This is a genomic window from Tessaracoccus yangjingae (assembly GCF_055326235.1).
In genome coordinates this window covers 333,694-358,092 of sequence record NZ_JBUZNN010000001.1, presented here as the reverse complement: position 1 = coordinate 358,092, position 24,399 = coordinate 333,694, and the positions used below count along the sequence as shown (strand labels likewise).

General features: G+C 71.5%; 17 protein-coding genes and 3 riboswitches. Of the genes, 10 read left to right on the top strand and 7 right to left on the bottom strand.

Annotation, left to right across the window (positions count from 1 at the left end; translation table 11 throughout):
- Positions 1-6: 6 nt before the first annotated feature.
- Together ACZK5D_RS01645 and ACZK5D_RS01640 are read right to left on the bottom strand one after the other, a co-directional pair.
- The gene (locus ACZK5D_RS01645; RefSeq protein WP_463664020.1) at positions 7-909 is read right to left on the bottom strand and encodes a cation diffusion facilitator family transporter; all 903 of its coding nucleotides are present in this window, start codon (positions 907-909) and stop codon (positions 7-9) included.
- Between the two features lie 40 nt (positions 910-949).
- Positions 950-1,894 carry an NAD(P)-dependent oxidoreductase gene (locus tag ACZK5D_RS01640; RefSeq protein WP_463664019.1) on the bottom strand — a complete coding sequence of 315 codons (945 nt, stop codon included), beginning with the start codon at positions 1,892-1,894 and terminating at the stop codon, positions 950-952.
- A 90-nt stretch (positions 1,895-1,984) separates the two neighbouring features.
- Here ACZK5D_RS01640 and ACZK5D_RS01635 point away from each other — a divergent pair, with 90 nt between their 5' ends.
- The 3 genes from ACZK5D_RS01635 (at position 1,985) to denD (ending at position 7,984) form a co-directional block, all read left to right on the top strand.
- Positions 1,985-5,035 (top strand): glycine--tRNA ligase, encoded by a 3,051-nt coding sequence (locus tag ACZK5D_RS01635; RefSeq protein ID WP_463664186.1) that lies wholly within the window; start codon positions 1,985-1,987, stop codon positions 5,033-5,035.
- A gap of 436 nt (positions 5,036-5,471) precedes the next feature.
- Entirely contained in the window at positions 5,472-6,974 is a 1,503-nt protein-coding gene (gtfA, locus tag ACZK5D_RS01630) for a sucrose phosphorylase (RefSeq protein WP_463664018.1), read from the top strand.
- Between the two features lie 11 nt (positions 6,975-6,985).
- Positions 6,986-7,984 carry a D-erythronate dehydrogenase gene (gene denD, locus ACZK5D_RS01625; protein WP_463664017.1) on the top strand — a complete coding sequence of 333 codons (999 nt, stop codon included), beginning with the start codon at positions 6,986-6,988 and terminating at the stop codon, positions 7,982-7,984.
- 38 nt (positions 7,985-8,022) lie between these two features.
- On the opposite strand, the gene ACZK5D_RS01620 is transcribed toward denD, so the two are convergent.
- Positions 8,023-8,853: a formate transporter FocA gene (locus ACZK5D_RS01620; protein ID WP_463664016.1), complete on the bottom strand. Its 831-nt coding sequence runs from the start codon at positions 8,851-8,853 to the stop codon at positions 8,023-8,025.
- 262 nt (positions 8,854-9,115) lie between these two features.
- On the opposite strand from ACZK5D_RS01620, the gene ACZK5D_RS01615 reads away from it, so the two are divergent.
- The 5 genes from ACZK5D_RS01615 to ACZK5D_RS01595 all read left to right on the top strand — a co-directional run bounded on the left by ACZK5D_RS01615 (position 9,116) and on the right by ACZK5D_RS01595 (position 14,972).
- Positions 9,116-10,579, top strand: coding sequence for an HNH endonuclease signature motif containing protein (locus tag ACZK5D_RS01615; protein ID WP_463664015.1), 1,464 nt, complete (start codon positions 9,116-9,118; stop codon positions 10,577-10,579).
- A 339-nt stretch (positions 10,580-10,918) separates the two neighbouring features.
- Positions 10,919-11,111: riboswitch (cobalamin riboswitch) on the top strand.
- Positions 11,112-11,168: 57 nt separating this feature from the next.
- Complete coding sequence (locus tag ACZK5D_RS01610) at positions 11,169-12,017, top strand: ferredoxin-like domain-containing protein (RefSeq protein ID WP_463664014.1); 849 nt, start codon at positions 11,169-11,171, stop codon at positions 12,015-12,017.
- Positions 12,014-12,679, top strand: coding sequence for a precorrin-8X methylmutase (locus tag ACZK5D_RS01605; RefSeq protein WP_463664013.1), 666 nt, complete (start codon positions 12,014-12,016; stop codon positions 12,677-12,679). Before ACZK5D_RS01610 ends, ACZK5D_RS01605 begins: the two co-directional genes overlap by 4 nt.
- Complete coding sequence (locus ACZK5D_RS01600) at positions 12,676-14,193, top strand: precorrin-2 C(20)-methyltransferase (protein ID WP_463664012.1); 1,518 nt, start codon at positions 12,676-12,678, stop codon at positions 14,191-14,193. Before ACZK5D_RS01605 ends, ACZK5D_RS01600 begins: the two co-directional genes overlap by 4 nt.
- Entirely contained in the window at positions 14,169-14,972 is an 804-nt protein-coding gene (locus ACZK5D_RS01595; protein ID WP_182782292.1) for a cobalt-precorrin-4/precorrin-4 C(11)-methyltransferase, read from the top strand. Before ACZK5D_RS01600 ends, ACZK5D_RS01595 begins: the two co-directional genes overlap by 25 nt.
- Here ACZK5D_RS01595 and cbiE read toward each other — a convergent pair.
- Positions 14,944-16,164, bottom strand: a complete 1,221-nt coding sequence (gene cbiE / locus ACZK5D_RS01590) for a precorrin-6y C5,15-methyltransferase (decarboxylating) subunit CbiE (protein ID WP_463664011.1) — start codon at positions 16,162-16,164, stop codon at positions 14,944-14,946. The genes ACZK5D_RS01595 and cbiE overlap by 29 nt on opposite strands.
- 48 nt (positions 16,165-16,212) lie before the next feature.
- Positions 16,213-16,360: riboswitch (cobalamin riboswitch) on the top strand.
- 86 nt (positions 16,361-16,446) lie between these two features.
- Between cbiE and ACZK5D_RS01585 the strand changes: the two genes are divergently transcribed.
- Both ACZK5D_RS01585 and cobO read left to right on the top strand, forming a co-directional pair.
- Positions 16,447-18,441: a VWA domain-containing protein gene (locus ACZK5D_RS01585; protein ID WP_463664185.1), complete on the top strand. Its 1,995-nt coding sequence runs from the start codon at positions 16,447-16,449 to the stop codon at positions 18,439-18,441.
- Positions 18,441-19,055 carry a cob(I)yrinic acid a,c-diamide adenosyltransferase gene (gene cobO, locus ACZK5D_RS01580; RefSeq protein ID WP_182782289.1) on the top strand — a complete coding sequence of 205 codons (615 nt, stop codon included), beginning with the start codon at positions 18,441-18,443 and terminating at the stop codon, positions 19,053-19,055. The genes ACZK5D_RS01585 and cobO overlap by 1 nt, the downstream gene beginning before the upstream one ends.
- Before the next feature lie 18 nt (positions 19,056-19,073).
- Here the strand turns inward: cobO and ACZK5D_RS01575 are convergent, their stop codons facing one another.
- From ACZK5D_RS01575 to ACZK5D_RS01565, 3 genes are read right to left on the bottom strand one after another with little or no spacing between them, the layout of a single operon-like run.
- Complete coding sequence (locus tag ACZK5D_RS01575; protein WP_463664010.1) at positions 19,074-19,802, bottom strand: cobalt-precorrin-6A reductase; 729 nt, start codon at positions 19,800-19,802, stop codon at positions 19,074-19,076.
- Complete coding sequence (gene cobF / locus ACZK5D_RS01570; protein ID WP_459056314.1) at positions 19,799-20,563, bottom strand: precorrin-6A synthase (deacetylating); 765 nt, start codon at positions 20,561-20,563, stop codon at positions 19,799-19,801. The genes ACZK5D_RS01575 and cobF overlap by 4 nt, the downstream gene beginning before the upstream one ends.
- Positions 20,560-24,171 carry a cobaltochelatase subunit CobN gene (locus tag ACZK5D_RS01565; protein ID WP_463664009.1) on the bottom strand — a complete coding sequence of 1,204 codons (3,612 nt, stop codon included), beginning with the start codon at positions 24,169-24,171 and terminating at the stop codon, positions 20,560-20,562. The genes cobF and ACZK5D_RS01565 overlap by 4 nt, the downstream gene beginning before the upstream one ends.
- 37 nt (positions 24,172-24,208) lie before the next feature.
- Positions 24,209-24,318, bottom strand: a riboswitch (cobalamin riboswitch).
- Between the last annotated feature and the right edge of the window lie 81 nt (positions 24,319-24,399).

The window sequence follows — 24,399 nt, the reverse complement described above, 5'->3', positions numbered from 1 at the left end:
CGCGGCTCAGTCGATGTGGATGTCCTCGTAGCTGCGGGGATCCTCGATGGGTTCGAGGTGGCCGATGACGCGCAGCTCGGCGAACTCCTCCTGGATGAGGTCGATCAGGTCCTCCATCGCGTCGTGGCCCCGCTGCACGGACCACGCCCCCGGCACCAGCATGTGGAACTCCATGAACGCCCGCGCCCCGGAGATGCGGGTGCGGAAGGCGTGGAACTTGATCTCCTCGGTCTCGTGCTCGGCGAGGATCCCGCGCAGCCGCTCGTTCTGCTCCTTCGGCAGCGACTCGTCCATCAGCCCCGAGGCGGACTCCGACACGAGGCGCCACCCGGTCCAGAGGATGTTGACTCCCACGAGGAGTGCGACGACGGGGTCCAGCCAGGTCCAGCCGGTGATCCACACCAGGCCGATGCCGACCACCACCCCGGCCGAGGTGATCACGTCGGTCATGAGGTGGTGGCCGTCGGCGCGCAGCGTGATGGAGTTGTATTTCGCGCCGGCCCCCAGGAGCACCAGGGCCACGGCACCGTTGATCACCGAGGCACCGACGGTGATGAGCAGGCCCACCCCGATCTCCTCCAGGGGCCTGGGGAAGATGAGGCGCTCGACGGCGAACGCGACGATCACCACGGCCGCGACGAAGATCATCACGCCCTCGATGGCCGAGGAGAAGTACTCCGCCTTCGAGTGCCCGAAGTGGTGGTTCTTGTCCGCCGGTCTGGCCGCGACCCTCAGCGCGAAGAGGGCCACGACCGCCGCCACCAGGTTGACCACGGACTCGGCGGCGTCGGACAGCAGGCCCACGGATCCGGTGATCAGCCAGGCGGCGGTCTTGAGGCCGATGGTGACGAGCGCAGCCGCGATCGACAACCAGGCGAACTTCGTGAGGTCGACGCGGGGTTGGGCCATGGCTCAATCCTGACGCCTCGGCCCGGCGGCTGCCAAAGCGTCAGCGGGCCAGCAGGTTGAGCAGGTCCCCCTCGCCGCGCAGCGCGGCCACGTTGTGTTCGATCAGGCGGTCCGCCTGCTGGGGCCGTCCGCTGGCGACGTGCGGGGTGATGAGCACGTTCGGTTCGTCCCACAGCGGCGACGACGCGGGCAGCGGCTCCACCACCGTCACGTCCAGCGCCGCGCCGGCCACCCGCCCGCTCCTGACGGCGGCGAGCAGGGCGTCCTCGTCGACGGTGGTGCCCCGGCCGACGTTGACCACCAGGGCCGACGGCTTGAGCTGGGCGAGCCGTTCTGCGTTGAGCGCCGAGTGGGTGCTGTGGTGCCTCGGCAGCACCATGATGAGCACGTCGGTCTCGGCGAGCACCGACCCGAGCGCGTCCTCGTCGACCACGTCGAACCCGTGGCGCGGCCCGGCCGAGCGGGCCACTCCGGTCACCCAGGCGCCCATGGCGCGCAGGAGGGGAGCCAGTCGCGAGGCGATCGAGCCGAAGCCCCAGATGGTCACGTTGGCCCCGTCCAGCGTGATGACACGGCCGTCGTGGGCGCGCTCCAGCATGGCCCCGCCGAGCTCGTCGTCCCACAGGTGCTCCCGCTGCTGACGCATGGCCAGGGGAAGCATCCGCACCAGCGCGAGGGTCAGCGCCAGCGCGTGCTCGGCCACGGGCCCGTCGTGCAGCCCCACCCCGCTGGCCAGCCGCACGTCGTCGGCGAACCCGGCCGCCACCACGTTGTCCGGGCCGGCCGCGAGCCCCTGCACGAGCTGCAGCCGCGTCATGCGGCGGGCCGCGTCCTTCAGCACGTCGTCGGGCTGGCCCCACACGACCAGGACCTCCGCGTCGAGGTGGTCCGCGGGGACGGGGCGCCTGCCGTCGACCAGGACGACCTGCGCGTCGTCGATCACCGGCACCGGGCCGCTGTACGTGCTGGGGATCAGGATCTTCATCTGGCTAGCACCTCCGTGAGTCCGCCCCAGCATCCCACAGGCGGGTGGGCGCTGCGCGGCAGAACTGGGTAACCTGCTGGGGTGCTGACCATGCAAGACGCCCTGCGCCGCCTCTCCGACTACTGGACCTCGAAGGGCTGCCTCACGTGGCAGCCGTTCAACACGGAGGTGGGGGCGGGCACGATGAACCCGGCCACGGTGCTGCGGGTGCTCGGCCCCGAGCCGTGGGACGTGGCCTACGTGGAGCCGTCGGTGCGGCCGGACGACTCGCGCTACGGCCAGAACCCCAACCGCCTGCAGATGCACACCCAGTTCCAGGTGATCCTCAAGCCAGAGCCCGGCAACCCGCAGGAGCTGTACCTCGGCTCGCTGGAGGCGCTGGGCATCGACCTGTCGAAGCACGACGTGCGCTTCGTGGAGGACAACTGGCAGCAGCCGGCCATCGGCGCCTGGGGCCTCGGCTGGGAGGTGTGGCTCGACGGCATGGAGATCACGCAGTTCACGTACTTCCAGCAGGTGGGCGGGCAGAACCTGGACCCTGTCCCGGTGGAGCTGACCTACGGCGTGGAGCGCATCCTCATGGCGCAGCAGGGCGTGACGCACTTCAAGGACATCGTGTACTCCGTCGCCTCGGACGGCCGGCCCGTCACGTACGGCGAGGCCTTCGGGCAGCAGGAGTACGAGATGAGCCGCTACTACCTCGACGACGCGGACGTGGAGGCCAACCGTCGCCTGTACGAGACCTATGTCGGCGAGGCCACCCGCATGGTCGAGGCCCGGCTCCCGGTGCCGGCGCACGGCTACATCCTCAAGTCCAGCCACGCGTTCAACGTGCTCGACGCGCGGGGCGCCATCTCCACCACGGAGCGGGCCAAGGCCTTCGCGACGATGCGCCGCCTCATGCGCGACACCGCCGCCCTGTGGATCGAGCGCCGCGAGGAGCTGGGCTTCCCGCTGCTGCGCGCGGCCGTCGCTTCTGAGGAGGCGCCCGCCGAGCCGGTGGACCGTGCCTCGCTGGGCACGGCGCCGCAGACGCTGGCGTTCGAGATCGGCGTGGAGGAGCTGCCGCCGCACGTGGTCCCCCAGACCGTGGATGTGGTGCGTGAGGCGCTGACGGCCAAGCTGGCCGCCACCCGGCTCGAGTACGGCAGCGTGACGGTGGAGGGCACACCGCGACGGATCGTCGCCGTGGTGGAGGGCGTGGGCGCGCAGGAGCCCGACGCCGAGCAGCTGCGCAAGGGCCCGAAGTGGTCCGCCGCGTTCGACGCCGACGGCAACCCGACCAAGGCGCTGCAGGGCTTCATGCGCGGCCAGGGTGTGGAGGCAGCGCAGGTGGTGCGCGCGGAGATCGGCGGTCAGGAGCACGCCGCCGTAGCCGCGACCGTCGCCGGCCGGCACGTGCTCGACGTGGCGGGCGAGGCACTGACGGACATCGTCTCCGGCCTGCGCGCCGAGAAGAACATGCGCTGGAGCGACCCCTCCCTGTCGTTCTCCCGAGCCATCCGCTGGATCGTGGCACTCTGGGGCGACACCGTCGTGCCCTCCACCGTCTCAGGTCTGACCGCCGGCCGCACCACCTACCTCCAGCGGGCCGTGGCCGGCGAGGAGTCCGGTAACCGCTCCGACGGCGCCCGCGTCGGCTGGGTGGAAGTGGCCTCGGCCGCCGACCTGCTCCCCACCATCGCCTCGGGCGCGATCACGCTGTCGACCTCCGATCGGCGGGCTTCGGTCGTCGAGCAGGCCGTGGCGCTGGCCGACGGCGTGGGCGGCACCGTCGACGTCGAGGCCGAGGGCGCCGTGATCGACGAGATCACCAACCTGGTGGAGGACCCCCGCGGCGTGCTCGGCCACTTCGACGAGCGCTACCTCGAGCTCCCCGAGCGGATCCTCACCGCCGTCATGCGCAAGCACCAGCGCTACCTGCCGGTGTTCCGCGACGGCGCCCTGGCCCCGCACTTCGTCACCATGGCCAACGGCCTGTGCGACGACGACACCGTCCGGGCCGGCAACGAGTCGGTCATCCGGGCGCGCTACGAGGACGCCCTGTTCTTCTGGAACGCGGACCTCGAGGCGGCAGACGTCGACGGCTTCGTGCCCGGCCTGGACAAGCTGACCTTCGAGGAGCGCCTGGGCTCGGTGGGCGCGCGGGCGCGGCGGATCGCGGATGTCGCGGCGAGCCTGGCGGACCGCGTCCGCCTGGCCGGCGAGGACCGAGAGACGCTGACCCGCGCCGGGCAGCTGGCCAAGTTCGACCTGGCCACGCAGATGGTGGTGGAGATGAGCTCGCTGGCCGGGTTCATCGCCCGCGAGTACGCCGTCCGCAAGGGCGAGACGCAGGCCGTGGCGGATGCGCTGTACGAGATGGAGCAGCCGCACACCTCCGCCGACCCCGTGCCCGCGTCGGTGCCCGGTGCGCTGTTGGCGCTGGGCGACCGCTTCGACCTCCTGGCCGCCATGTTCGCCCTCGGCGCCAAGCCGACGGGGTCCTCGGACCCGTTCGGCCTGCGGCGGGCGGCGCTAGGCGTGGTGCGGATCCTGCGCGAGTCGGCCGGCACCCCGCTGGAGTCGCTGACGGTGCGGGCCGGTCTCGAGGACGCGGTGGCGCGGCTGGCCGCGCAGGGCATCGATGTCGCGGTGGACGCCGTCGACGCGGCCCTGGAGTTCACCGTCGGCCGGTTCGCGCAGCTGCTGCGTGACGAGGGCACGCCGGCTGACCTTGTCGCGGCCATCCTGCCTGCGGCCGACGCGCCCGGGCGTGCGGCGCGGATCCTCTGCGAGCTCAACGACACCCAGGCCGACCCGCGCCTGAAGGCCTTGGTCGCGACCCTGGTGCGGATCGGGCGCATTCTGCCCGCGGGCACGGAGGCCGGTTACGACGCGGCCCTGCTGACCGAGCCTGCCGAGGTGGAACTGCGGACGGCGGTGGAGGCGGTCCCGGCAGGCACCGCGGACGCGTCGATCCCCGCGCTGCTGGACCGCACGGCAGACGTGGTGGCCGCCGCGGACCGGTTCTTCACCGACATCCTCGTCAACGCCGAGGATCCGGCCGTTCGGGCGTCGCGGCAGGGCCTGCTGGCCTCGGTCCTGGCCCTCGCCCCGGCGGGCGTCGACTGGCGGGCCCTGGACATCGCCCTGGGCTGAGCCTGCCCGTGGGACCGGGTGGGTTTCGACGCGGGCGCGCGTCGCTGGCGCTCCTTGCGGCCCGGCTCAACCCGCGGGGGAACCTGGGTGACCACGGCCCGCCGGTGAGCCACGCCACCTCCCCCTGACCGAGCCACGCTACCTCCCCGCTGACCTAGCCACGCCACCTCCCCCGCTGACCGAGCCACGCCACCTCCCCGCTGGGTGAGCCACGCCAAGCCGCGCAGCGGCGCAGCGTGTGTCGAAGCCACGCGAGCTCCCCAGCGCCCCGGGGCAGCTGGCCGAGTCACCCGCCACGGTAGGTCCCAGACTCAATGAACGCGACTGTCGGTGGCTCAGGATCGGGCACGAACCCGCCCATGGGCTGGGATGCTGGTCCCAGGGAATCGGCGTCGACGCTCCTCGACGCCGAGCGAGGCCGGAGGAGGGCAGTGCAGTGATCGACAACGGAGTCCAGCTCATCACCTACGCCGACCGGTTCGGCGGCACCCTGACGCGAAGCGCCGACACCGTCGGGAGAGTCTTCGGCGATGCCGTGACCGGCATCCACTTCCTGCCTTTCTTCACCCCCTACGACGGCGCCGACGCGGGCTTCGACCCCGTCGACCACACGACGCCCGACCCGAGGCTGGGCACGTGGGACGACCTGCGGGAGATCAGCGGCCGCTTCTCCACGTGCGTGGATGTGATCGTCAACCACGTGTCGTCCGGCTCGGCCTCCTTCCGCGACTTCGTCGAGCACGGCGACGACTCCCCCGCCGCCGAACTCTTCCTCACCTTCGACCGGGTCTTCCCCGACGGTGCGACGGAGGCCGACCTCCTGACCATCTACCGGCCCCGCCCGGGCCTGCCCTTCACGACCATCCCCGTCGGCGGCGCCAACCGTCTCGTCTGGACCACCTTCACGCCCCAGCAGATCGACATCGACGTCGAGTGCCCGTCCGGCTGGAGCTACCTCATGGGCATCCTCGACGAGCTCGGGCGCAGCGGCGTGGGCCTGATCCGGCTCGACGCGGCCGGATACGCCATCAAACGCGCCGGGACCTCCTGCTTCATGATCCCGGAGACGTTCGCCTTCATCGACCGGTTCACCGCCGAGGCGCACGCCCGGGGGCTCGAGGTCCTCGTCGAGATCCACTCCCACTACCGCACCCAGATCGAGATCGCCTCCCGGGTCGACCGGGTCTACGACTTCGCCCTCCCGCCCCTGCTGCTGCACACCCTCTACACCGGCGACGACGGCGCCCTGGTCGAATGGCTCCGGGTCCGGCCCGCCAACGCGATCACGGTGCTCGACACCCACGACGGCATCGGCGTCATCGACGTGGGCCCGGACAAGACCCGAGCCGACGGGGCGGGGCTGCTCACCGCCGCGGAGCTCGACGCCCTCGTCACCACCATCCACGCGAAGACCGACGGCCAGAGCCGGGAGGCCACCGGCGCCGCAGCGTCTAACCTCGACCTCTACCAGGTCAACAGCACCTTCTACGACGCCCTCGGCCGCGACGACGCCCATTACCTCGCCGCCCGGGCCGTGCAGTTCTTCCTCCCCGGCGTGCCGCAGGTCTACTACGTCGGCGCCCTCGCGGGGATCAACGACATGGAGCTGCTCCGGCGGACCGGGGTGGGCCGCGACATCAACCGCCACACCTTCACCGACGACGAGATCGACGCGGCCCTGGAACGTCCCGTCGTGGTGGCGCTGCGGGCCCTGATGCGCCTGCGGAGCCAGCACCCCGCCTTCCGGGGGGAATTCAGCTGGTCCACCGGCGACGGCGAGCTCCGGCTGGGCTGGGAGGCGGGAGACGACCGCGCCTGGCTGGCCTTCACTGCGCGGGAGGGCTCGGCGGTGGTCGGCTGGACCGAGCCGGGGAGCGACGGCGGCTCGACGGAGCGCGAGGTCGCCGTCGAGGCGCTGGCCGGCCCGGGCGCGGGCTAAGCGAGGAGCGTGTGACCGGCTGCCGGGTCGCCGTCACCGGGGCGGCCGGCTTCCTCGGCGGCGCCCTGGCCAGGAGACTGCTCCCAACCCCCGACCTGCGGGTCGGCGGGGACGCGCCGTCGGCCGTCGGATCCCTGCAACTGCTCGACCTCGTCGATCCACCGCCCGACCTGGCGGCGGACCCTCGGGTGCGTCCGCTGACCGGCGAGCTCCATCAGACAGTGGCGGACCTGGAGGATGCCGATCTCGTCTGCCACCTGGCGGGCGTCGTCAGCGGCGCCGCGGAGGCCGACTTCGACCTGGGCATGCGCACCAACCTCGACGCGTTGAGACTGCTCCTCGAGCGCTGCCGGGCCATGACGGCGCCGCCGGTGTTCCTCTTCACGAGCTCGCTCGCGGTGTTCGGCAGCGACCCGGCGATCGGGCCGGTGGGGCCGGTCGACGACGACACCCTCCCCCGCCCGCAGTCCAGCTACGGCATCCAGAAGTTCATCGGCGAGCAGCTGGTGGCCGACTACACCAGGAAGGGCTTCATCCGGGGCCGGAGCGTGCGGCTCATGACGGTGGCGGTGCGCCCCGGGCGGCCCAACGCGGCGGCGTCGAGCTTCATCTCCGGCATCATCCGTGAGCCGCTCGCCGGTGTCCGGGCCACCTGCCCCGTCCCGGAGTCCACCCCGATCGCCCTGTCGTCACCGCGCCGCACCCTCGACGCGCTGATGACGGCGCTCGCCACCGACGACCGGACCTGGGGCAGCACCACTGCGATGAACCTCCCCGCCCTCTCCACCACCCCGCGCGAGATGGCGGAGTCGCTGGACCGGGTGAGCGGGAACGCGGCCAGCCGCCTCATCGACTGGATCCCTGACGCGTCAATCCAGGCGATGGTCGGCGGGTGGCCGGCGGAGTTCTCGACGCCGCGGGCGGAGGTCCTCGGGCTGTCGGCGGTCCCCTCCTTCGACGAGGTGGTCCGCGAGTACCTCGAGTCCGACGGCGCCCTCACCGGGCGGTGAACCCGGCCGACCCATCCCCGGATCCGGCTCAGGGACGCTCAGCGGGCGGCGTCTCGCTTCGGGCGGAAGACCAGCCAGTAGAACAGGCCGATCATCAGGCCGCCGCCAATGATGTTGCCCAGGGTCACCGGGATCAGGTTGGCGGTCAGGAAGGTTCCCCAGGTCAGGGGCTCGAACCCGACGGGGGCCAACTCCGGCTGGATGAAGATGGCCAGCGGCACCAGGAACATGTTCGCCACCGAGTGCTCGAACCCCGCGGCGACGAACAGCGCCACCGGCCCGATGAGGGCGAGGATCTTGTCGGTGGTGGTCCGCCCGGAGAACGCCGCCCAGACCGCCAGACACACCAGCAGATTGCACGCGATCCCGAGCGCGAGCGCCTGAGGGAACGAATGGTCGAGCTTGTGGCTGGCGGAGGCGAGCACCACCCGGCCCCAGGCGCCGTCGGCGCTGTGCTGCACCCCGCCGACGACGATCAGCGCGACGATGGTCAGGGCGCCCGCGGCGTTGCCGAGGTAGACCAGGCCCCAGTGCCGGAGCAGCCTCCACCAGGAGAGGTGCCCCGAGGCCTTGAGCATCAACGTCATGGTGGTGGACGTGAACAGGTCCGCCCCGGTGAGGACCACCAGGATCAGCCCGACGCTGAACACCACACCTCCCAGCACCTTGGCTACGCCCCACGGCATCGCCTCGGCGCCTACCTGGGAGGTCACGTAGAACACGAAACCGAGCGCGATGTGCGCGCCGCCGGCCAGCGCCAGCAGCAGGGTGCGTTGGACGGTCGCCTGCGCCTTGTAGAGCATGGCGTCCTGCACCAGCCTGGCCATCTCGGCCGGCGTCGCCATCAGAATCGTTCGTTCGTCGCTCACGCAGGGGAGACTAACTGCGTCCCTCCGAGGCGCTACCGGGGAGGGGCCTGGTGGGCCCGAGCCCTCCGATGGTAGGGCGTCGCGCGCCCGGCGCCCGAGCGGCATTCCGGCACTCCCATCCCTCAGACCGTCGAGCCTTGACAGAGGTGCTTTCCGGTCTGACAGATCGTGCTTGAAGCGTTATGAAACTGTGACCAAAGTTGGTGCCGGAGGGGCTGTTCTGGATCCGTTTCTGTCGGTGGTCGGCGATGTAATGGTTCGTATGAACGACGCGGGGGTGTGGGAGCTGCAGCAGCAGTTCATGGCTGCCGCCTGGGATTCCGCCCGCGCCGCCACGGCCGCCGGCCCCGACAGCGTCACCGGCTTCCTCGAGGCCCTGGCCCAGACCGAAGCACACCTGGCCGGGCTCCGGCTGGCCGTCCTGGACCAGGCCCGCTTCATGCCCGAGGCCACCAAGGTCCTCGACGCCGTCACCTCATCCACCCGTCACACCCCCACGCAGGCCAAGGCCACGATCCGGCTCGCCGCGGACCTCTCCGAACGGTTCCGCCTGATCCTGAACGCCCTGCAGGCCGGGCTGATCTCCCCCGCACAGGCCGAAGCGATCACCGACGGGCTGCGCCGACTGCCCGCCCGGCTGAGCCCCGCGGAGTTGGAGCAATGCCAGACGGAGATCCTGTCGTGGGTCGACGAGCTGGGCCCCTCCGAGCTGCGGACCCTCGCTTCGCGGATGGCAGAGATCATCGACCCAGACCGCGCCGACGCCGACGAGGCCAAGCGCCTCGCGCGGGAGGAGCGCGCCGCGCACCGGAACAGGTTCCTGCGCCTCGCCCCGGACCACCACGGCTCGATGCGGATCACGGGCCAGCTCCCGCTCGCCGACGCCGCCCTGTTGACGGCCCAGCTCGATGCGTTGATGCCTCCGGCCTCGAAGTACACGGCCACCAGCGAAACGCCCACCAGAGACGCCCGCCGCGCCGACGCTTTGGTGCTGCTGACCCAGCACGCCGCCAGCGGCGGGACACTGCCCTCACGCGGGGTGGACCGCCCCCACGTCCACATCACCCTGGACTACGACACCCTCGTCACCGGCCTCGGCAACGTGACACTGCTCGGCGCGGGCGGCGACCGGCTCTCGGCCAGCGACGCACGTCGCCTGGCCTGCAACGCCGACCTGATCCCCATGGTGCTAGGCACCGCCTCCCGCCCCCTGGACGTCGGCCGCACCCACGGCCTCTTCACCCCCGCCCTCCGCGCCGCCATCGTGCAGCGGGACCAGGGATGCGTATTCCCCGGCTGCACCACCCCACCGGCACCGTGCCAGGCGCACCACATCATCCCCTGGTGGTCCGGCGGGGACACCTGCCTAGCCAACGGAGTTCTGCTCTGCCCACACCACCACCGCCTCGTCGAACCCGACCCCCTCCAATCAGAGGAATCCCAGTGGCGGGTCCACCTCGACCCCGCCACCGGCCTGCCATGGTTCACCCCACCCCGACACATCGACCCCGCCCCCCGACCCCGCCAGCACCAACGCCACCGACTCCAACAACTCAACCTCCAAGCAGGGGCACCACCCTGCCCACACGAGGCAGCCGACCCCCCGGGCCGGGAACCGGAACCGCCAGACCCGGACACCCACAGCGCCCGCCACAAGCACGCCGAACACAGCCTCGACAACCTCATCGAACGCAGTGCCGCCATCTGGGGCTCCCCCAGTCCATGAACCGGGCACGGAAAGGTCTCGACGCCGACGCGCGTCGATCCCGCTCCACGCCGCCCGGCTCAACCAACGGTCCCCGCTGAGTGAGATGGCCAGGCGCGGAGTGCAACCGCTCCGAAGCCTCGAAAACGTGAGCCTGGCCCTCTCAGCCACGCCCCCTCACCTGCTGGCCGAGGCGCCGAGAAGCGGCCTCGACGCTCAAAGAACGCGGCACAGCGACTGACGACTACGCACAGGAGCATCACTCTTCGCTCAACCGTCCGCCCGGGGAAAGTTCCGGGTTGAGATTCTCCGCACTGAGTTCGTCGGGACCACGACCAGGGGTCGTGTCGGCGCAAAGGAGGTAGGGTGACGGCTGCCAGTCGTACTCCGCATCCCGGAGTCAGGGAACCCGGTGCGATTCCGGGACTGACGCGCAGCGGTGAGGGTGACGGTCGGAGCACGCCAGAGATGGCAGCCACTGGGTGATACCCGGGAAGGCGCCCCGATCCGAATGATCCCGAGTCCGAAGACCTGCTGGCCCTTGCGGCGACCGCCGCCAGGTCTCAGAGCGGCCCCGCGCAAGGGCCTCGGACCGAAGGGCCTCCCTGCCATGACACTTCTCCGCGACCGACGAGACCAGTGCCCAGGCGCGCTGCGTCCGTGGCCCGCCGACGACGGCCTCCTGGTGCGCCTGCGCATCATCGGTGGCCGCGTGGCCACCCGGTCCCTGATCGCCCTCGCTGAGGTGGCCGAGCGGTTCGGCGATGGTCGCGTGCGCGTCACCGGGCGCGCCAACCTGCAGGTGCGTGCCTTCCCCGGCACCGACGACTGCCTCGACGCGGAAGCACTGGCCGCCCTCGAGAGCACCGGTCTTCTGCCCTGCCGCTCGCATGAACTCGTCCGCAACGTGATGGTCTCACCGCAGAGCGGACTGGCCGGGGGCCGGGCGGACCTGCGCCCGGTCTCGGCAGCCTTCGACTCCCTGCTGCAGGGCACGCCGCGCCTGGCCGACCTGCCGGGCCGGTTCCTCGTCGTACTCGACGACGGGCGGGGAGACCTCATGGAGCGTCGCTCCGACCTCGCTTTCATCGCGTTGGACGCGGACACGGGGCAACTGCGCGCCGGCGGTGACTGGGGCGAGGTAGTCCCCATTGCCGCGGCGCCGGAGAGCCTCGCGGCCCTGGCCCTACGGTTCCTCGCCACTCGTGGCTCCGGACCCACGGCGCCCTGGCACGTGAGCGAACTGGCCGCCCCCCTCGTCGCCCCGGCCCCGCCGGATCCGCGGCTACCGACCCCGGCTGCGCCGCTCCCCTACGGAGAGGTACCAGGGGGCAGGCACGTTCCCGTGCCGGACAACGGGCTCGACCGCACCGAGATCGCCGCACTGGCCGACGGCGCGCCCGAAGTCATCGTCACACCCTGGCGGGGTGTGCTCGTCCCCCGAGGAGAATCAGCATGACGCACCCGACCCGGCCCACCAGGCACTACGACTACATCGGCGATGGCCAGGACATCTACGTCAACTCCTTCGCCGCCATCCGCCTCGCGGCCGACCTCGCCTCCGTTCCCCCGGACGCCGAGAAGGTGGCCGTGCGGATGATCCACGGCAGCGGTCAGGTTGACCTCGTGGGCGACCTGGTGATCCATCCGCAGCTCGTCTCGGCCGCCCGAGGGGCCCTCGAGGCGGGGGCGCCCATCCTCTGCGACGCCACCATGGTGGCCACCGGCGTCACCCGCCGTCGGCTACCCCGCGACAACGAGGTGCTGTGCTTCCTCAACGACGGCCGCGTCGCAGATCTCGCCAAGGCCTGGGGAACCACCCGCACCGCGGCGGCGGTCTCGCTGTGGGAGCCGCTGCTCGAGGGCGCCGTCGTCGCGATCGGCAACGCCCCCACCGCGCTGTTCCACCTCCTGGAAATGATCATCGACGGCGCCCCCCGGCCCGCCGCCATCGTCGGCTGCCCCGTGGGTTTCATCGGCGCAGCGGAGTCCAAGCAGGAGTTGATCGATCTTCACGACAGACACGGCATCGACATCCCGTATCTCACGGTCCTGGGCCGACGGGGCGGATCGGCCATGACCTCCTCGGCGCTCAACGCCTTGGCACTGGAGCAGGAATGAGCGGGCGGTTCTACGGTGTCGGAGTCGGCCCCGGCGACCCTGAGCTCATCACACTCAAGGCCGCGCGGCTCATCCAGGGCGCCGACGTGGTGGCCTACCACGCCGCCGCGGGCCGCCAGTCGAACGCCCGCCGCACCGCAGGCGGACTCTTCCGGCCGGGTGTGGTGGAGGAGCAGCTGACCTACCCGCTGACGACAGGGAAGACGGACCACCCCGGCGGTTACGAGGGCGCCATGGCCGCCTTCTACGCAGACTCCGCGGCGCGGATCTCCGGGCATCTCCGGGCAGGGCGCGATGTCGTGCTGCTCGCTGAGGGTGACCCGCTGCTCTACGGGTCCTGCATGTACATGTCTGACCGGCTGGCCGTGGACTTCGACACCGAAATTGTTCCCGGCGTGCCGGCGTTCGCCGCCGCCACCGCCGCGATCCGCAGCCCCCTGGTGCGCCAGACCGACGTGCTGACCGTGCTCCCGGGAACCCTCCCCGAGCAGGAACTCGCCCGGCGCCTCGCCGACACGGACGGAGCGATCATCATGAAGCTGGGTCGCACCTTCCCGGCGGTCCGCCGCGCGCTGGAGGTCTCGGGCCGGCTCAACGACGCCGTCTACGTGGAGCGCGCCTCGCTGAGCCAGGAGCGCTGGATGCCCGTGAGCGCGGTGCAGGCCGACGAGGTGCCCTACTTCTCGCTCATCGTCGTCACCGGCGACTCACTCAACGGCACCCGGTCCCGCGACGGCGAGGGCGAGGGCGTCGAGCCGACGACGCCGGGGCTGAGCACCTCGCAGACCGGTGAGGTCCTCGTCGTCGGGCTCGGACCTGGGCCGGAGGACTGGATGACGGGCGAGGCGGTCACGGCGTTGAGTGATGTGGACCACGTCGTCGGGTACGGACCCTACGTGGACCGGGTCCCGCACCGGGTGGGTCTGACGCGGCATGCGTCGGGCAACACCGTCGAGGTCGAACGGGCCCGGCTCGCCCTCGACCTCGCTCGCGCGGGCGAGCGGGTCGCGGTGGTGTCGGGGGGCGATGCCGGCATCTTCGGCATGGCCGCTGCCGTGTTCGAGGCGGCCGAGGATCCGGTCTACACCGACGTGCGGATCCGCGTTCTCCCCGGCGTCAGCGCGGTGCAGGCGGTGGCCGCCCGCGCCGGGGCCCCGATCGGCGCCGACTTCGCAGTGGTCAGCCTGTCCGACCGGCTCAAGCCCTGGGCAGTGGTGGAGCGTCGGCTGCGCGCGATCGCTGAAGCCGATCTGGTCCTGGCCATCTACAACCCTGCCTCGCGGACCCGAAGCACCCAGATCGCCGAGGCACGCCGCATACTTCTGGAACACCGGGCCCGTGACACCGTCGTGGTGGTGGGCCGCGACATCGGGCGACGAGAGGAATCCCTCACGGTCACCACGCTCGGCGAGCTGGATCCGGCGTCGATTGACATGAAGTGCCTCCTCATTGTGGGCGCCTCGGCAACCCGCCTAGGGCCCGCCGGCGTATGGACCCCGAGGTTCGTGCGGTGAGCGTCCACTTCGTCGGGGCCGGTCCCGGGGCCGCTGATCTGCTGACCGTACGGGCCACGCGCCTGCTCGCCGGCGCGGATGTCGTGCTCTATCCGGGCACCTATCTGGACCCCGACGTGCTGTCACACGCAGGCCCGTCAGCGGATCTCGTGGACACGCAGCACCTCGACCTGGATGAGATCACCGGCCACCTCGTGGCCGCGCACCGCGCAGGCCGGGTCGCGGTCAGGCTCACCTCCGGTGACCCGTCGCTGTATTCCGCGCTCGCGGAGCAGACCCGACGCCTCGACGCGGTCGGGGTCCCGTGGGACGTCACCCCAGGTGTTCCCGCCTACGCTGCCGCGGCCGCCGCGATCGGGCGGGAGCTGACGGTACCGCTGCTGGCGCAGTCTGTGGTCCTCACCCGCACCCAGGCCCGCTCGACGCTGATGCCCGCCACCGAGTCGCTCGCCGCGTTCGCCGCCACCCGCGCCACCCTCGTGCTCCACCTGGCCATGACGACGGTGCGGAGCCTCATGGCGGAAATCGAGCCCGAGTACGGCGCGGGCTGCCCCGCCGTCGTCGTCTACCGGGCCAGCCAGCAGGAGCAGCAGATTCTCACCGCGACGGTCGCGACCATAGCGGACGCCGTCGAGAGCGCGGGGCTCCGGCAGGCGGCGGTGATCCTGGTTGGGCCGGCTCTGGACCCGACCTCGGGCGGCGAGTCCTACCTGTACGACAGGGATCGGGCGCGCAGCAGGCAGCCTGTGGTCAGGCGATCGTCAGCGCCCACCGCGTGACCGCATAGCCGGGCACCCACCCCGAGGGCGTCCGCACCTCACAACCGATCCGGGTGAGCTGTCCCCCGAATCGGTGCTGCAGTTCCAGCAGCCGCGCAGCCTCCCCCTCCCCGACGGCGTGTGCGACGAGCCGTCCGCCGGGCCGAAGCGCGCCAAGACAGACGGCAGCGAGCCGGGCTGCAGCCGCGCCGGGGCCGAGATGCACCGCGTCCGGCCGGGCCAGGCCAGCCAGGACCGACGGAGCCGTCCCGACCGCGACCGGCAGCCGTGGTACGCCGAGCCGGGCGGCGAGGCCGCCGATCGGCCCGGCTGCCGCCGCATCGGGCACCACGGCCGTGGCGAGGCAGGTGGGATGGGCGCGGAGCCACTCGACCGCCACGGGACCCGCGCCCCGGCCGATGTCCCACAGCCGTCCGCCGGGGACCGGCCCCAACAGCGCCAGAGCCGATGCCCGGACGTCGCGAGGGAGGGGGGTCTCCACCCCCGTCAACAGGCTGTCGGGCACACCCGCCGTGCACCCGGCGATCAGCTCCCCGACGCACTGGATCGCAACGATGTTGAGCCGCGGGAACTCCGCGACCACGCCCGCGGCCGCGGCGAAGGCGTCCAGGTCGAGCCGGCTCTCGTCGCCGCCGAGATTCCCCAGTACCGTGAGAAGCGACGAGCCGTATCCGGCCTCGACGAGGAGCGCACCGAGGAGCCGCGGCGTGAGCTCGTCCGAGGACAGCACCAGGAGGCGTCGGCCGGGCGCCAGGTCCCGCAGCACGACCGACACGTCACGCCCCACCACGCTGACCAGGCCGTGGGACTCCGCCGGCCAGCGCATCGCCGCCCGGGCCAACGCCACCGATGAGACGGCAGGGCGGATCTCGACGCTGTCGGGGCCGAGGATGTCGATGAGGACGGAGCCGATGCCCGAGACCAACGGGTCGCCGGATGCCAGCACGACCACCGTGGTGTCGCGGTGAGCGGTGACGATCTCAGCCAGCCCGGCCCGCAGCGGAGAGGGTAGGGGGAGCCGCGCCTGCCCGCGGACCGGGGGCAGTAGACCCAGGTGCCGCGCCGCACCGACGACCAGGGTCCCGGATCCGGCGAGTTCCTCGCTGACCGCGTGCACACCGTCGGCCGCAACGCCGACGACGATCACCCGGCCGGTGGTGCGGCCAACCGCCGCGCGGGTTCCGTCGGACACGACAAAGGACGTTATCATGTGGGCATAGGCACGAGGTGCCCCGGAAAGCCGAACCATCGGAGACGGTGGCTTTGGGTGACGGGGAGAATCTGGGAAGTCGGTGAGAGTCCGGCACAGGCCCGCTGCGGTGAACCCGGCCTTCGCGTGAGCGAAGGACCAGGCAAGTCCGAAGACCGGCCTCGCGCCCGATCATGACCATGGCCACACGAGCGGGAGCCTCACATGCCGGTGCACTTTCCTTTCCCTGCCGTTCTCGGCTGCGACACCGACGCGATGGATGACATGGGCCTGGCGCTGGTCCTGGCCACCATCTCCCCCGAAATCGGCGGGGTCCTCATCCGCGGCGAGAAGGGGACCGCCAAATCAACCACGGTGCGTGCGCTGACAGCCGTCCTCCCTCACGTGAGGGTCTACGCCGCGGACCGGTTCTCGGTTGACCCGGCCGACCCGGCATCGACCTCCCCGGACGGTCCCTTCGGGCCCGGGGCGGAGACGGTGGGCCGGCCCGTGCGGCTCGTCGAACTCCCCGTCGGGGCGACTGAGGACCGCGTGCTCGGCTCGCTGCACCTGGAGCGGGCGCTGTCCCACGGGCGCGTCGAATACGAGCCCGGCCTGCTCGCCCGCGCCCACCGGGGCCTGCTGTACGTCGACGAGGTGAACCTCCTGCACGATCACCTTGTCGACCTGCTGCTGGACGCGGCCGCGATGGGGCGGGTGAGCGTGGAGCGTGACAGTGTCTCCGTGGAGCACCTGTCGCGCTTCGTGCTGATCGGGACCATGAACCCCGAGGAGGGCGAGTTGCGCCCGCAACTCCTGGACCGCTTCGGCCTCACCGTGGAGGTCGCGGCCCCCCGGGAACCCGGGTTGCGGGCCGAGGTCGTCCGGCGGCGGATGGCCTTCGACGGGGACCCGGTCAGCTTCGCAGAGAGGTACCGGCCCGCGGAGGAGGCACTCACCCGCCGGATCGAGGCGTCGCGCACCAGGGTCGTTTCGGTTGTGCTGTCCGACGCCGCCCTGCTGAAGATCGCCGAGATCTGCTCGGCGTTCGAGGTCGACGGGTTACGCGCCGACCTCGTCACGGCCCGAACCGCCGTGGCCCATGCCGCCTGGGAGGGGCGCACGGAAGTGACGCGCGCCGATATCCGCCGGGCGGCTCTCCTGGCCCTGCCGCACCGGCGGCGGCGCAACCCGTTTGACGCGCCCGGGCTCGACGAGCAACTCCTCGACGACATTCTCGGGCGCGACTCTCCTCCGCCGGACGACCCGCCCCGCGACGACGACCCGCCCCGCGACGACGACTCCACGCCGTCGGATCCCAGCGACGAGAGCCCTCATCCGCAGGACCTCACCGGCACCGATCCGGCGCCGCAGCCCCCCATGGAGGCCAGCCCGCCGATCGATGGCGAGGGCAAGGACACGGCGGAGGCAGCACCGGCACCGGAAGCATCCCCCGAGAGCCGGGTCTCCAGCGGGGAGCCCTACAGGCCGAAGGCATTCGTCGTGCAGGGAACTGGCCACGGGGCGCCCGGGCGCCGCAGCCGGGCCATCAGCGAGACCGGCCGTCGGATCGGGGCCAGCCGGGCGGTGGGCGCCGGCGGGGGTCTGCACCTCGTCGAAACCCTGCTGGCCGCCGCCGGGCGCGCTCCGGACCGCGACCCCCAAGGACGGGTCATGCTGCGGCCGGAGGATGCCCGCACTGCGGTGCGGGAGGGCCGCGAAACCAACCTCATCCTCTTCTGCGTCGACGCCTCGGGGTCCATGGCAGCCCGCAAGCGGATGGGCCAGGTCAAGACGGCGATCCTCTCGCTGTTGCTCGACGCCTACAGGCGGCGGGACAAGGTGGGGCTCATCAGTTTCCGGGGTCGGCGGGCGGATCTGGTCCTGCCGCCGACGCACTCCGTCGACGTGGCGGCGGCCCGCCTCGACGATCTGTCCGCGGGGGGCCGGACGCCGCTGGCGGAGGGGCTCCTTGAGGCGGCAGCAGTACTGACGCGTGAGCGCCGCCGCGACCCACGCCTGCGTCCTCTCCTCATCGTCGTCACCGACGGGCGCGCCACCGGCGGAGCCGACGCGCTGGCCCGCTCCGAGTTGGCAGCCGCGCACCTGGCGGGGCTGGGCGTGATGAGCGTCGTCATCGACGGCGAGAGCGGCCCGCTGCGGCTCGGCCTCGCGGCGCGCCTGGCTGATCGGCTCGGCGCCCGACACGTCCCGATGGCGGAGGTCACCGCGGACGCCCTCACTTCCACGGTCCACACCCACATGAGAAGAGCCGCCTGATGCCCCAAGGTCAACCGCTGTCCGTCCCCGACGACGGACTCACCACACGCCAGCGACGCACCCAGCCGCTTCTCGTCGTCCACACCGGCGAGGGCAAGGGCAAGTCCACGGCGGCCTTCGGCCTCGCGCTGCGTGGGTGGAACCAGGGCTGGCGCATCGGTGTGTTCCAGTTCGTCAAGTCGGCCAAGTGGCGCATCGGCGAGCAGACCGTCCTGGAACGCCTCGGGCGGCTCCACGACGAGACCGGCGAGGGGGGCCCCGTGGAATGGCACAAGATGGGCGCCGGCTGGTCGTGGACCCGCAAACAGGGTGAGGTGGAGGACCATCGGGCCGCCGCCCGCGAGGGGTGGCTGGAGGTCCAGCGAAGGCTCGCAGACCAGAGGCACGACCTGGTCATCCTCGATGAGTTCACCTACCCCATGACGTGGGGATGGGTCGACGTGGAGGACGTGGTCACCACCCTGGCCAGCCGCCCGGGACGACAGCACGTCATCATCACCGGGCGCGGCGCCGATGCACGTCTGATCGAGATGGCGGACCTGGTCACCGAGATGACCAAGGTGAAACACCCGATGGACGCGGGGCAGAAAGGTCAGCGCGGTATCGAGTGGTGAGGCCGCCGGTTGCGGGGCTCACACCCTCCGCAGCAACCAGGCCAGCGCCGCGTCGACGTCCACCACAGTGGGCACGCCCTGAGGGCCCGGTGGCCGACGCACCATCACCACCGTCACGCCGAGTTCCGCGGCCGCTTCCAGCTTCGCGCTGGTGTAGGTCCCACCCGAGTCCTTCGTGACCAGAACATCGGTGCGGTGGCGGCGCATGAGCGCCCGCTCGTCATCGAGCGGGTACGGGCCACGACTCCGCACCACCTCCCAGGCCGGCGGCACCGTGAAGTCGGGCGCATCCACCACGCGGGCCAGCACTGCACGCTCTGACAGCGCCTGCACGTAGCGCGCGAGCTCCTGTCGTCCGACGGTGATCAACGGCCGGGCACCTGCCTGGGCGGCGGTATCGGCCGCCGTCTCGTGATCGTCCACGTAGCACCAGGCCGGATCGGGCGACCAGCCCGGCCGCTCCAGCCTGAGCAGCGGCACACCGTCGGCGCGGCACGCCTCGACCGCGTTCGCGGTCATCCCCAGCGCGAAGGGGTGGGTGGCGTCCACGACGGCGTCGTAGTCCACCAGTTGGGAACGGAGGCCCTCCACGCCACCGAAACCTCCCGTGCGCACGCGCCCCGGCGGCAGTCGCGGGGCAGCGACGCGGCCGGCCAGGGAGGTGGTGACATCGACGCCCGCAGCTTCGACGAGCCGCGCGGCCAGGCGGCGCGCCTCGCTGGTGCCACCAAGAATGAGCACTCTCATCCGGCACCGCCCTCCAGCGGCGGGGCGGACCCATCGGGGGCACGCAGGAGTGCGATGTCCATGACCCAGCCTGCGCTGGCCCGGGCGCGCTCCCGCGCCGCAGTCAGGTCGCGGCTGACCTCCGCCACCCGGCCGGCCACCAGTTCCTCGGAGTCCGCTCCGAGGTTGGCGCCCCACCAGATCGACCAGTCATCGAGACCCTCCAGGGCGGGTGCTCCACCCAGCATGACCACGAGGTTCCTCTGGCCCGCCGCGATGTCCTGGCGTAGCCTCCGCGCTGTCGTGACGTGCACCGGGTCCGCCACGGGGTGGAGGACCATCCGGTGCCGGGCCGCCAGCACCTGCGGGGCGCTGATCCCCGGCAGCACGTCGTAGCTGAGCGGGAGCCTCGCCGCGATCCCCTCGACGATGCGGATGGTCGAGTCGTAGAGGCCCGGGTCACCCCAGACCAGGAAGGCGGCGGCGCCACGCCGGGCACGCAGGATCTCCTCGTAGGCGCTGACCCGGGCAGCGTGCCAGGCCCTGACCGCGGCCGGATAGTCCGCGGGAGCGTCCCGGTCGCGCTCGGGGTCGGGTACCTCCACCACCTCGACGCCGTGGGCGGCGGCGATGGCCCGGCGGGCCGCCAGCAGCCCGTCGTCGTCGCGCTTCCTGGCTGCGAGCACGTAGTCGGTCTCAGCCAGAGCCCGCGACACCTCCGGCGTCACGTGGTGCGCACCCATACCGATACCGAGTATCCGCACCCTCACCGATCCGCTCATGTGTCGTCCTCCAGCTCACCCTCGACCTCGAGGTAGACCTCACGCATGGCCGCGAGGGTGTCGGCGTCTGGCTCCGCCCACAGGCCGCGCTCCGCGGCCTCGTGCAAACGCTCGATGATCCCCCGCAGGGCCCAGGGGTTCGACCTGCGCAGGAACTCCTGAGTGGGGCCGTCGAGGACGTAGGCGTGGGCCAACCGGTCGTACATCCAGTCATGGACCACGCCGGCCGTCGCGTCGAAGCCGAACAGATAGTCGACGGTCGCGGCGAGTTCGAAGGCCCCCTTGTAGCCATGGCGCTGCATCGCCGCGATCCATCGAGGATTGACCACGCGGGCCCTGAATACGCGCGCCGTCTCCTCGGCGAGGGTGCGGGTGCGGACAGAGTCCGGTGAGGTCGAGTCCCCGACGTACGCCTTCGGCGCCGTCCCGGCCAGCGCCCGGACGGTGGCCACCATCCCGCCGTGGTACTGGAAATAGTCGTCGGAGTCCGCGATGTCGTGCTCGGCGGAGTCGATGTTCTTCGCCGCCACCGCGATCCGCCTGTAGTTGGTCCGCATGTCCTCGGCCGCCGGGGACCCGTCCAGACCGCGGCCGTAGGCGAAGCCGCCCCAGGCCGTGTACACCTCGGCGAGGTCCGCGTCATCGCGCCAGTTGCCGGACTCGATCACCTGCAGGATCCCGGCGCCGTAGGAGCCGGGCTTCGAGCCGAAGATACGCGTGGTCGCCCGGCGGTGGTCGCCGTGCACCGCGAGATCTGCGCGGGCGTGAGCACGCACGAAATTCATCTCGTCGGGCTCGTCAAGGCCGGCGACCATGCCGACGGCGTCGTCGAGCATCGCGACCACGTGCGGGAATGCGTCACGAAAGAACCCTGAGATGCGAAGCGTCACGTCGATCCGGGGGCGGCCCAACTCCTCCAGCGGCACCACCGTCAGCCGCGACACCCGCCGCGAGGCCTCGTCCCACTCCGGCCGCACGCCGAGCAGGGCGAGGACTTCGGCGATGTCGTCGCCGGAGGTGCGCATGGCGCTGGTGCCCCAGACCGAGAGCCCTACCGATGGCGGGTAGCTGCCGGCCTCGTCCAGGTGGCGCTGGAGCAGGGAGTCCGCCATCGCCTGCCCCGTCTGCCATGCCAGGCGGCTCGGCACCGCACGAGGATCCACGGTGTAGAAATTGCGCCCGGTGGGCAGCACGTTCACGAGCCCGCGCAGCGGCGACCCTGATGGTCCGGCGGGGACGAAGCCACCGGCGAGCGCATGGACGACGGCCGTGAGCTCGTCTGTGGTGGAGGCCAGGCGGGGGACCACCTGCTCCGCGGCGAAGCGGAGGACGCGCCCGACTCTGGCGTCCGTGTGGAGCGTCGAGACCGCGGATGGGTCCCAGCCCGCCGCCTCCGCACGGTGGATGAGATCACGCGCCTGGGACTCGGCCAGATCGACGGCCGCCAGGTCTGCCCCATCGGTGAGGCCCAACGCAGCCCGCAGACCAGGGACGGCGTCCCCCACACCTCCCCAGACCTGCGTCGCCCGCAGGATGGCCAGCACGAGGTTGACGCGGGCCTCACCGGTGGGGGCGGCACCCAGGATGTGGAGACCGTCACGGATCTGGGCGTCCTTGATCTCGCAGAGCCAGCCGTCGACGTGGAGCAGGAAGTCATCGAATTCCTCGGCGTGGGGCTGCTCCTCAAGGCCCAGGTCCCGGTGCATCTCAGCCGAGCGCATCAGCTGCCAGATCTCGCCGCGGATCGCGGGAAGTTTCGCGGGGTCCATGGCCGCGATGTTGGCGTGCTCGTCGAGGAGTTGCTCGAGCCGGGCGATGTCGCCATAAGTCTCCGCCCGGGCCATCGGAGGGATGAGGTGGTCGACGATCGTTGCGTGGGCCCGGCGCTTGGCCTGGGCTCCCTCACCCGGGTCGTTGACCAGGAACGGGTAGATCAGGGGCAGGTCGCCGAGCGCGGCATCCGGGCCGCAGGAGGCGGAAAGGGCGGCGTTCTTCCCGGGGAGCCACTCCATCGAGCCGTGTTTGCCCAGATGAACCACCGCGTCGGCCCTGAAGCCGCGCTCAAGCCACCGGTACGCGGCGAGGTAGTGGTGGCTGGGCGGCAGGTCCGGGTCGTGATAGATCGCCACAGGGTTCTCACCGAAGCCCCGCGGCGGTTGGATGAGGACGATGACGTTGCCTGCCTGCAGCGTCGCCAGCACCAGTTCCCCAGCCTCGTTGACGAACAAAGTGCCGGGCGACTCCCCCCAGGCGGCCACCATGGAGGCGCGCAGGTCGGGGGGCAGGTGTGCGGTCCACGCATCGTAATCGGCGGCCGGGATGCGGACGTGCGCCCCGGTCAACTGAGCTGAGGTGAGCCACTCCTCGTCCTGACCGCCGGCGGCGATGAGAGCGTGGATGAGCGCGTCCCCGGCCGCGGTGTCGTCGCCCAGGTCCAGCAGGTGGTGGATCGGGAAGTCGGCGGTGTCGTCGTCCGGCCCCAGGTCGTAGCCTTCGGCGCGGAGAAGGCGCAACAGACGGATCGCGGAGACCGGGGTGTCGAGCCCCACCGCGTTGCCGATGCGGGAGTGTTTGGTGGGATAGGCCGACAGCACCAGGGCCACGCGCTTTCGCGCGTTGGGGATGCTGCGGAGCCGGGCGTGGTTGACGGCGACGCGTGCCACGCGGGCGGTGCGCTCCGGGTCCGCTACGTAGGCGGGGAGGCCCTGCTCGTCGATCTCCTTGAACGAGAACGGTGCGGTGATGATGCGCCCGTCGAATTCGGGAATCGCGATCTGGTTGGCCGAGTCGAGCGGCGTCGCACCCTCGGACGAGGCCTCCCACTCGGCGCGCGACGCGGTCAGACACAGACCCTGGAGCACAGGGATGTCCAGTGCGGCCATCCGGGCGACGTCCCAGGACTCGTCCTCCCCGCCGGCCCCTGCGGTGGCGGGGACGGATCCACCGGCGGCCAGCACGGTGACGACGAGCGCGTCCAAGGTGCCGAGCGCCTCATAGAGGGCGTCAGGAGCGGATCGAAGCGACCCCGCGTAGATCGGGACGCCGACAGCTTCACGGGTCTCATCGACGGCGTCGGCCAGCGCATGCGCGAAGGCATTGTTGCCGCTGGCCTCGTGGGCCCGGTAGTAGAGGATGCCGATGCGCGGAAGCGCCGGATCAACGGCGGGTCGAGGCGCGTAGCCCCACGCGGCGATCACGCTGGGAGGGTCGAAGCCGAGACCGGTGAGCAGGACGGTGTCGGAGAGGAAGGAGTGCAGTTCGGCCAGGTTCGCCGGGCCGCCCTCCGCCAGGTAGCGGTGCGCCTCCGCCGCGACCCTCATCGGCACCGTCGACAACTCCATCAGTTCGGGGCTCGGCTGGTGCTCACCGCCGAGGATCACCAGCGGGGTTCCGATGGTCCGCGCGTGGGCGATTCCCGGCCAGAGGTCCTGTGGGGAGCCGAGGAGCCTCACCACCACCAGGTCGGCGTCCTCGACGAGGCGGGTCAGCACGCCGTCGGTCGTGCGTCCGGGATTGGCCCACGTGTATCTCGACCCGCTGGCGCGGGCCGACAACAGGTCCGTGTCGGACGTGGACAGAAGCGCGATGCGCGCGGGTGAATCGGTCATTCGCGGGTTTCCTCCTCGGGGTTCTCGCCCCGTAGACCGGTCGGATGCACCTGTGGAGAGTGTCTGGCTGGTCGATCAACGACGTCACAGTGGCGGAACCGCCCCGGAGTCACACCGGGTTCCTCGCCCACAAGCTGCCTGGAGCCTAGCGACATTCTCAGCGGCAGGACAGGCGAGCCCGCCCAGCGGTGGCCGACGCCCGACCCACGTGCTGAGTACGCTTGGTGG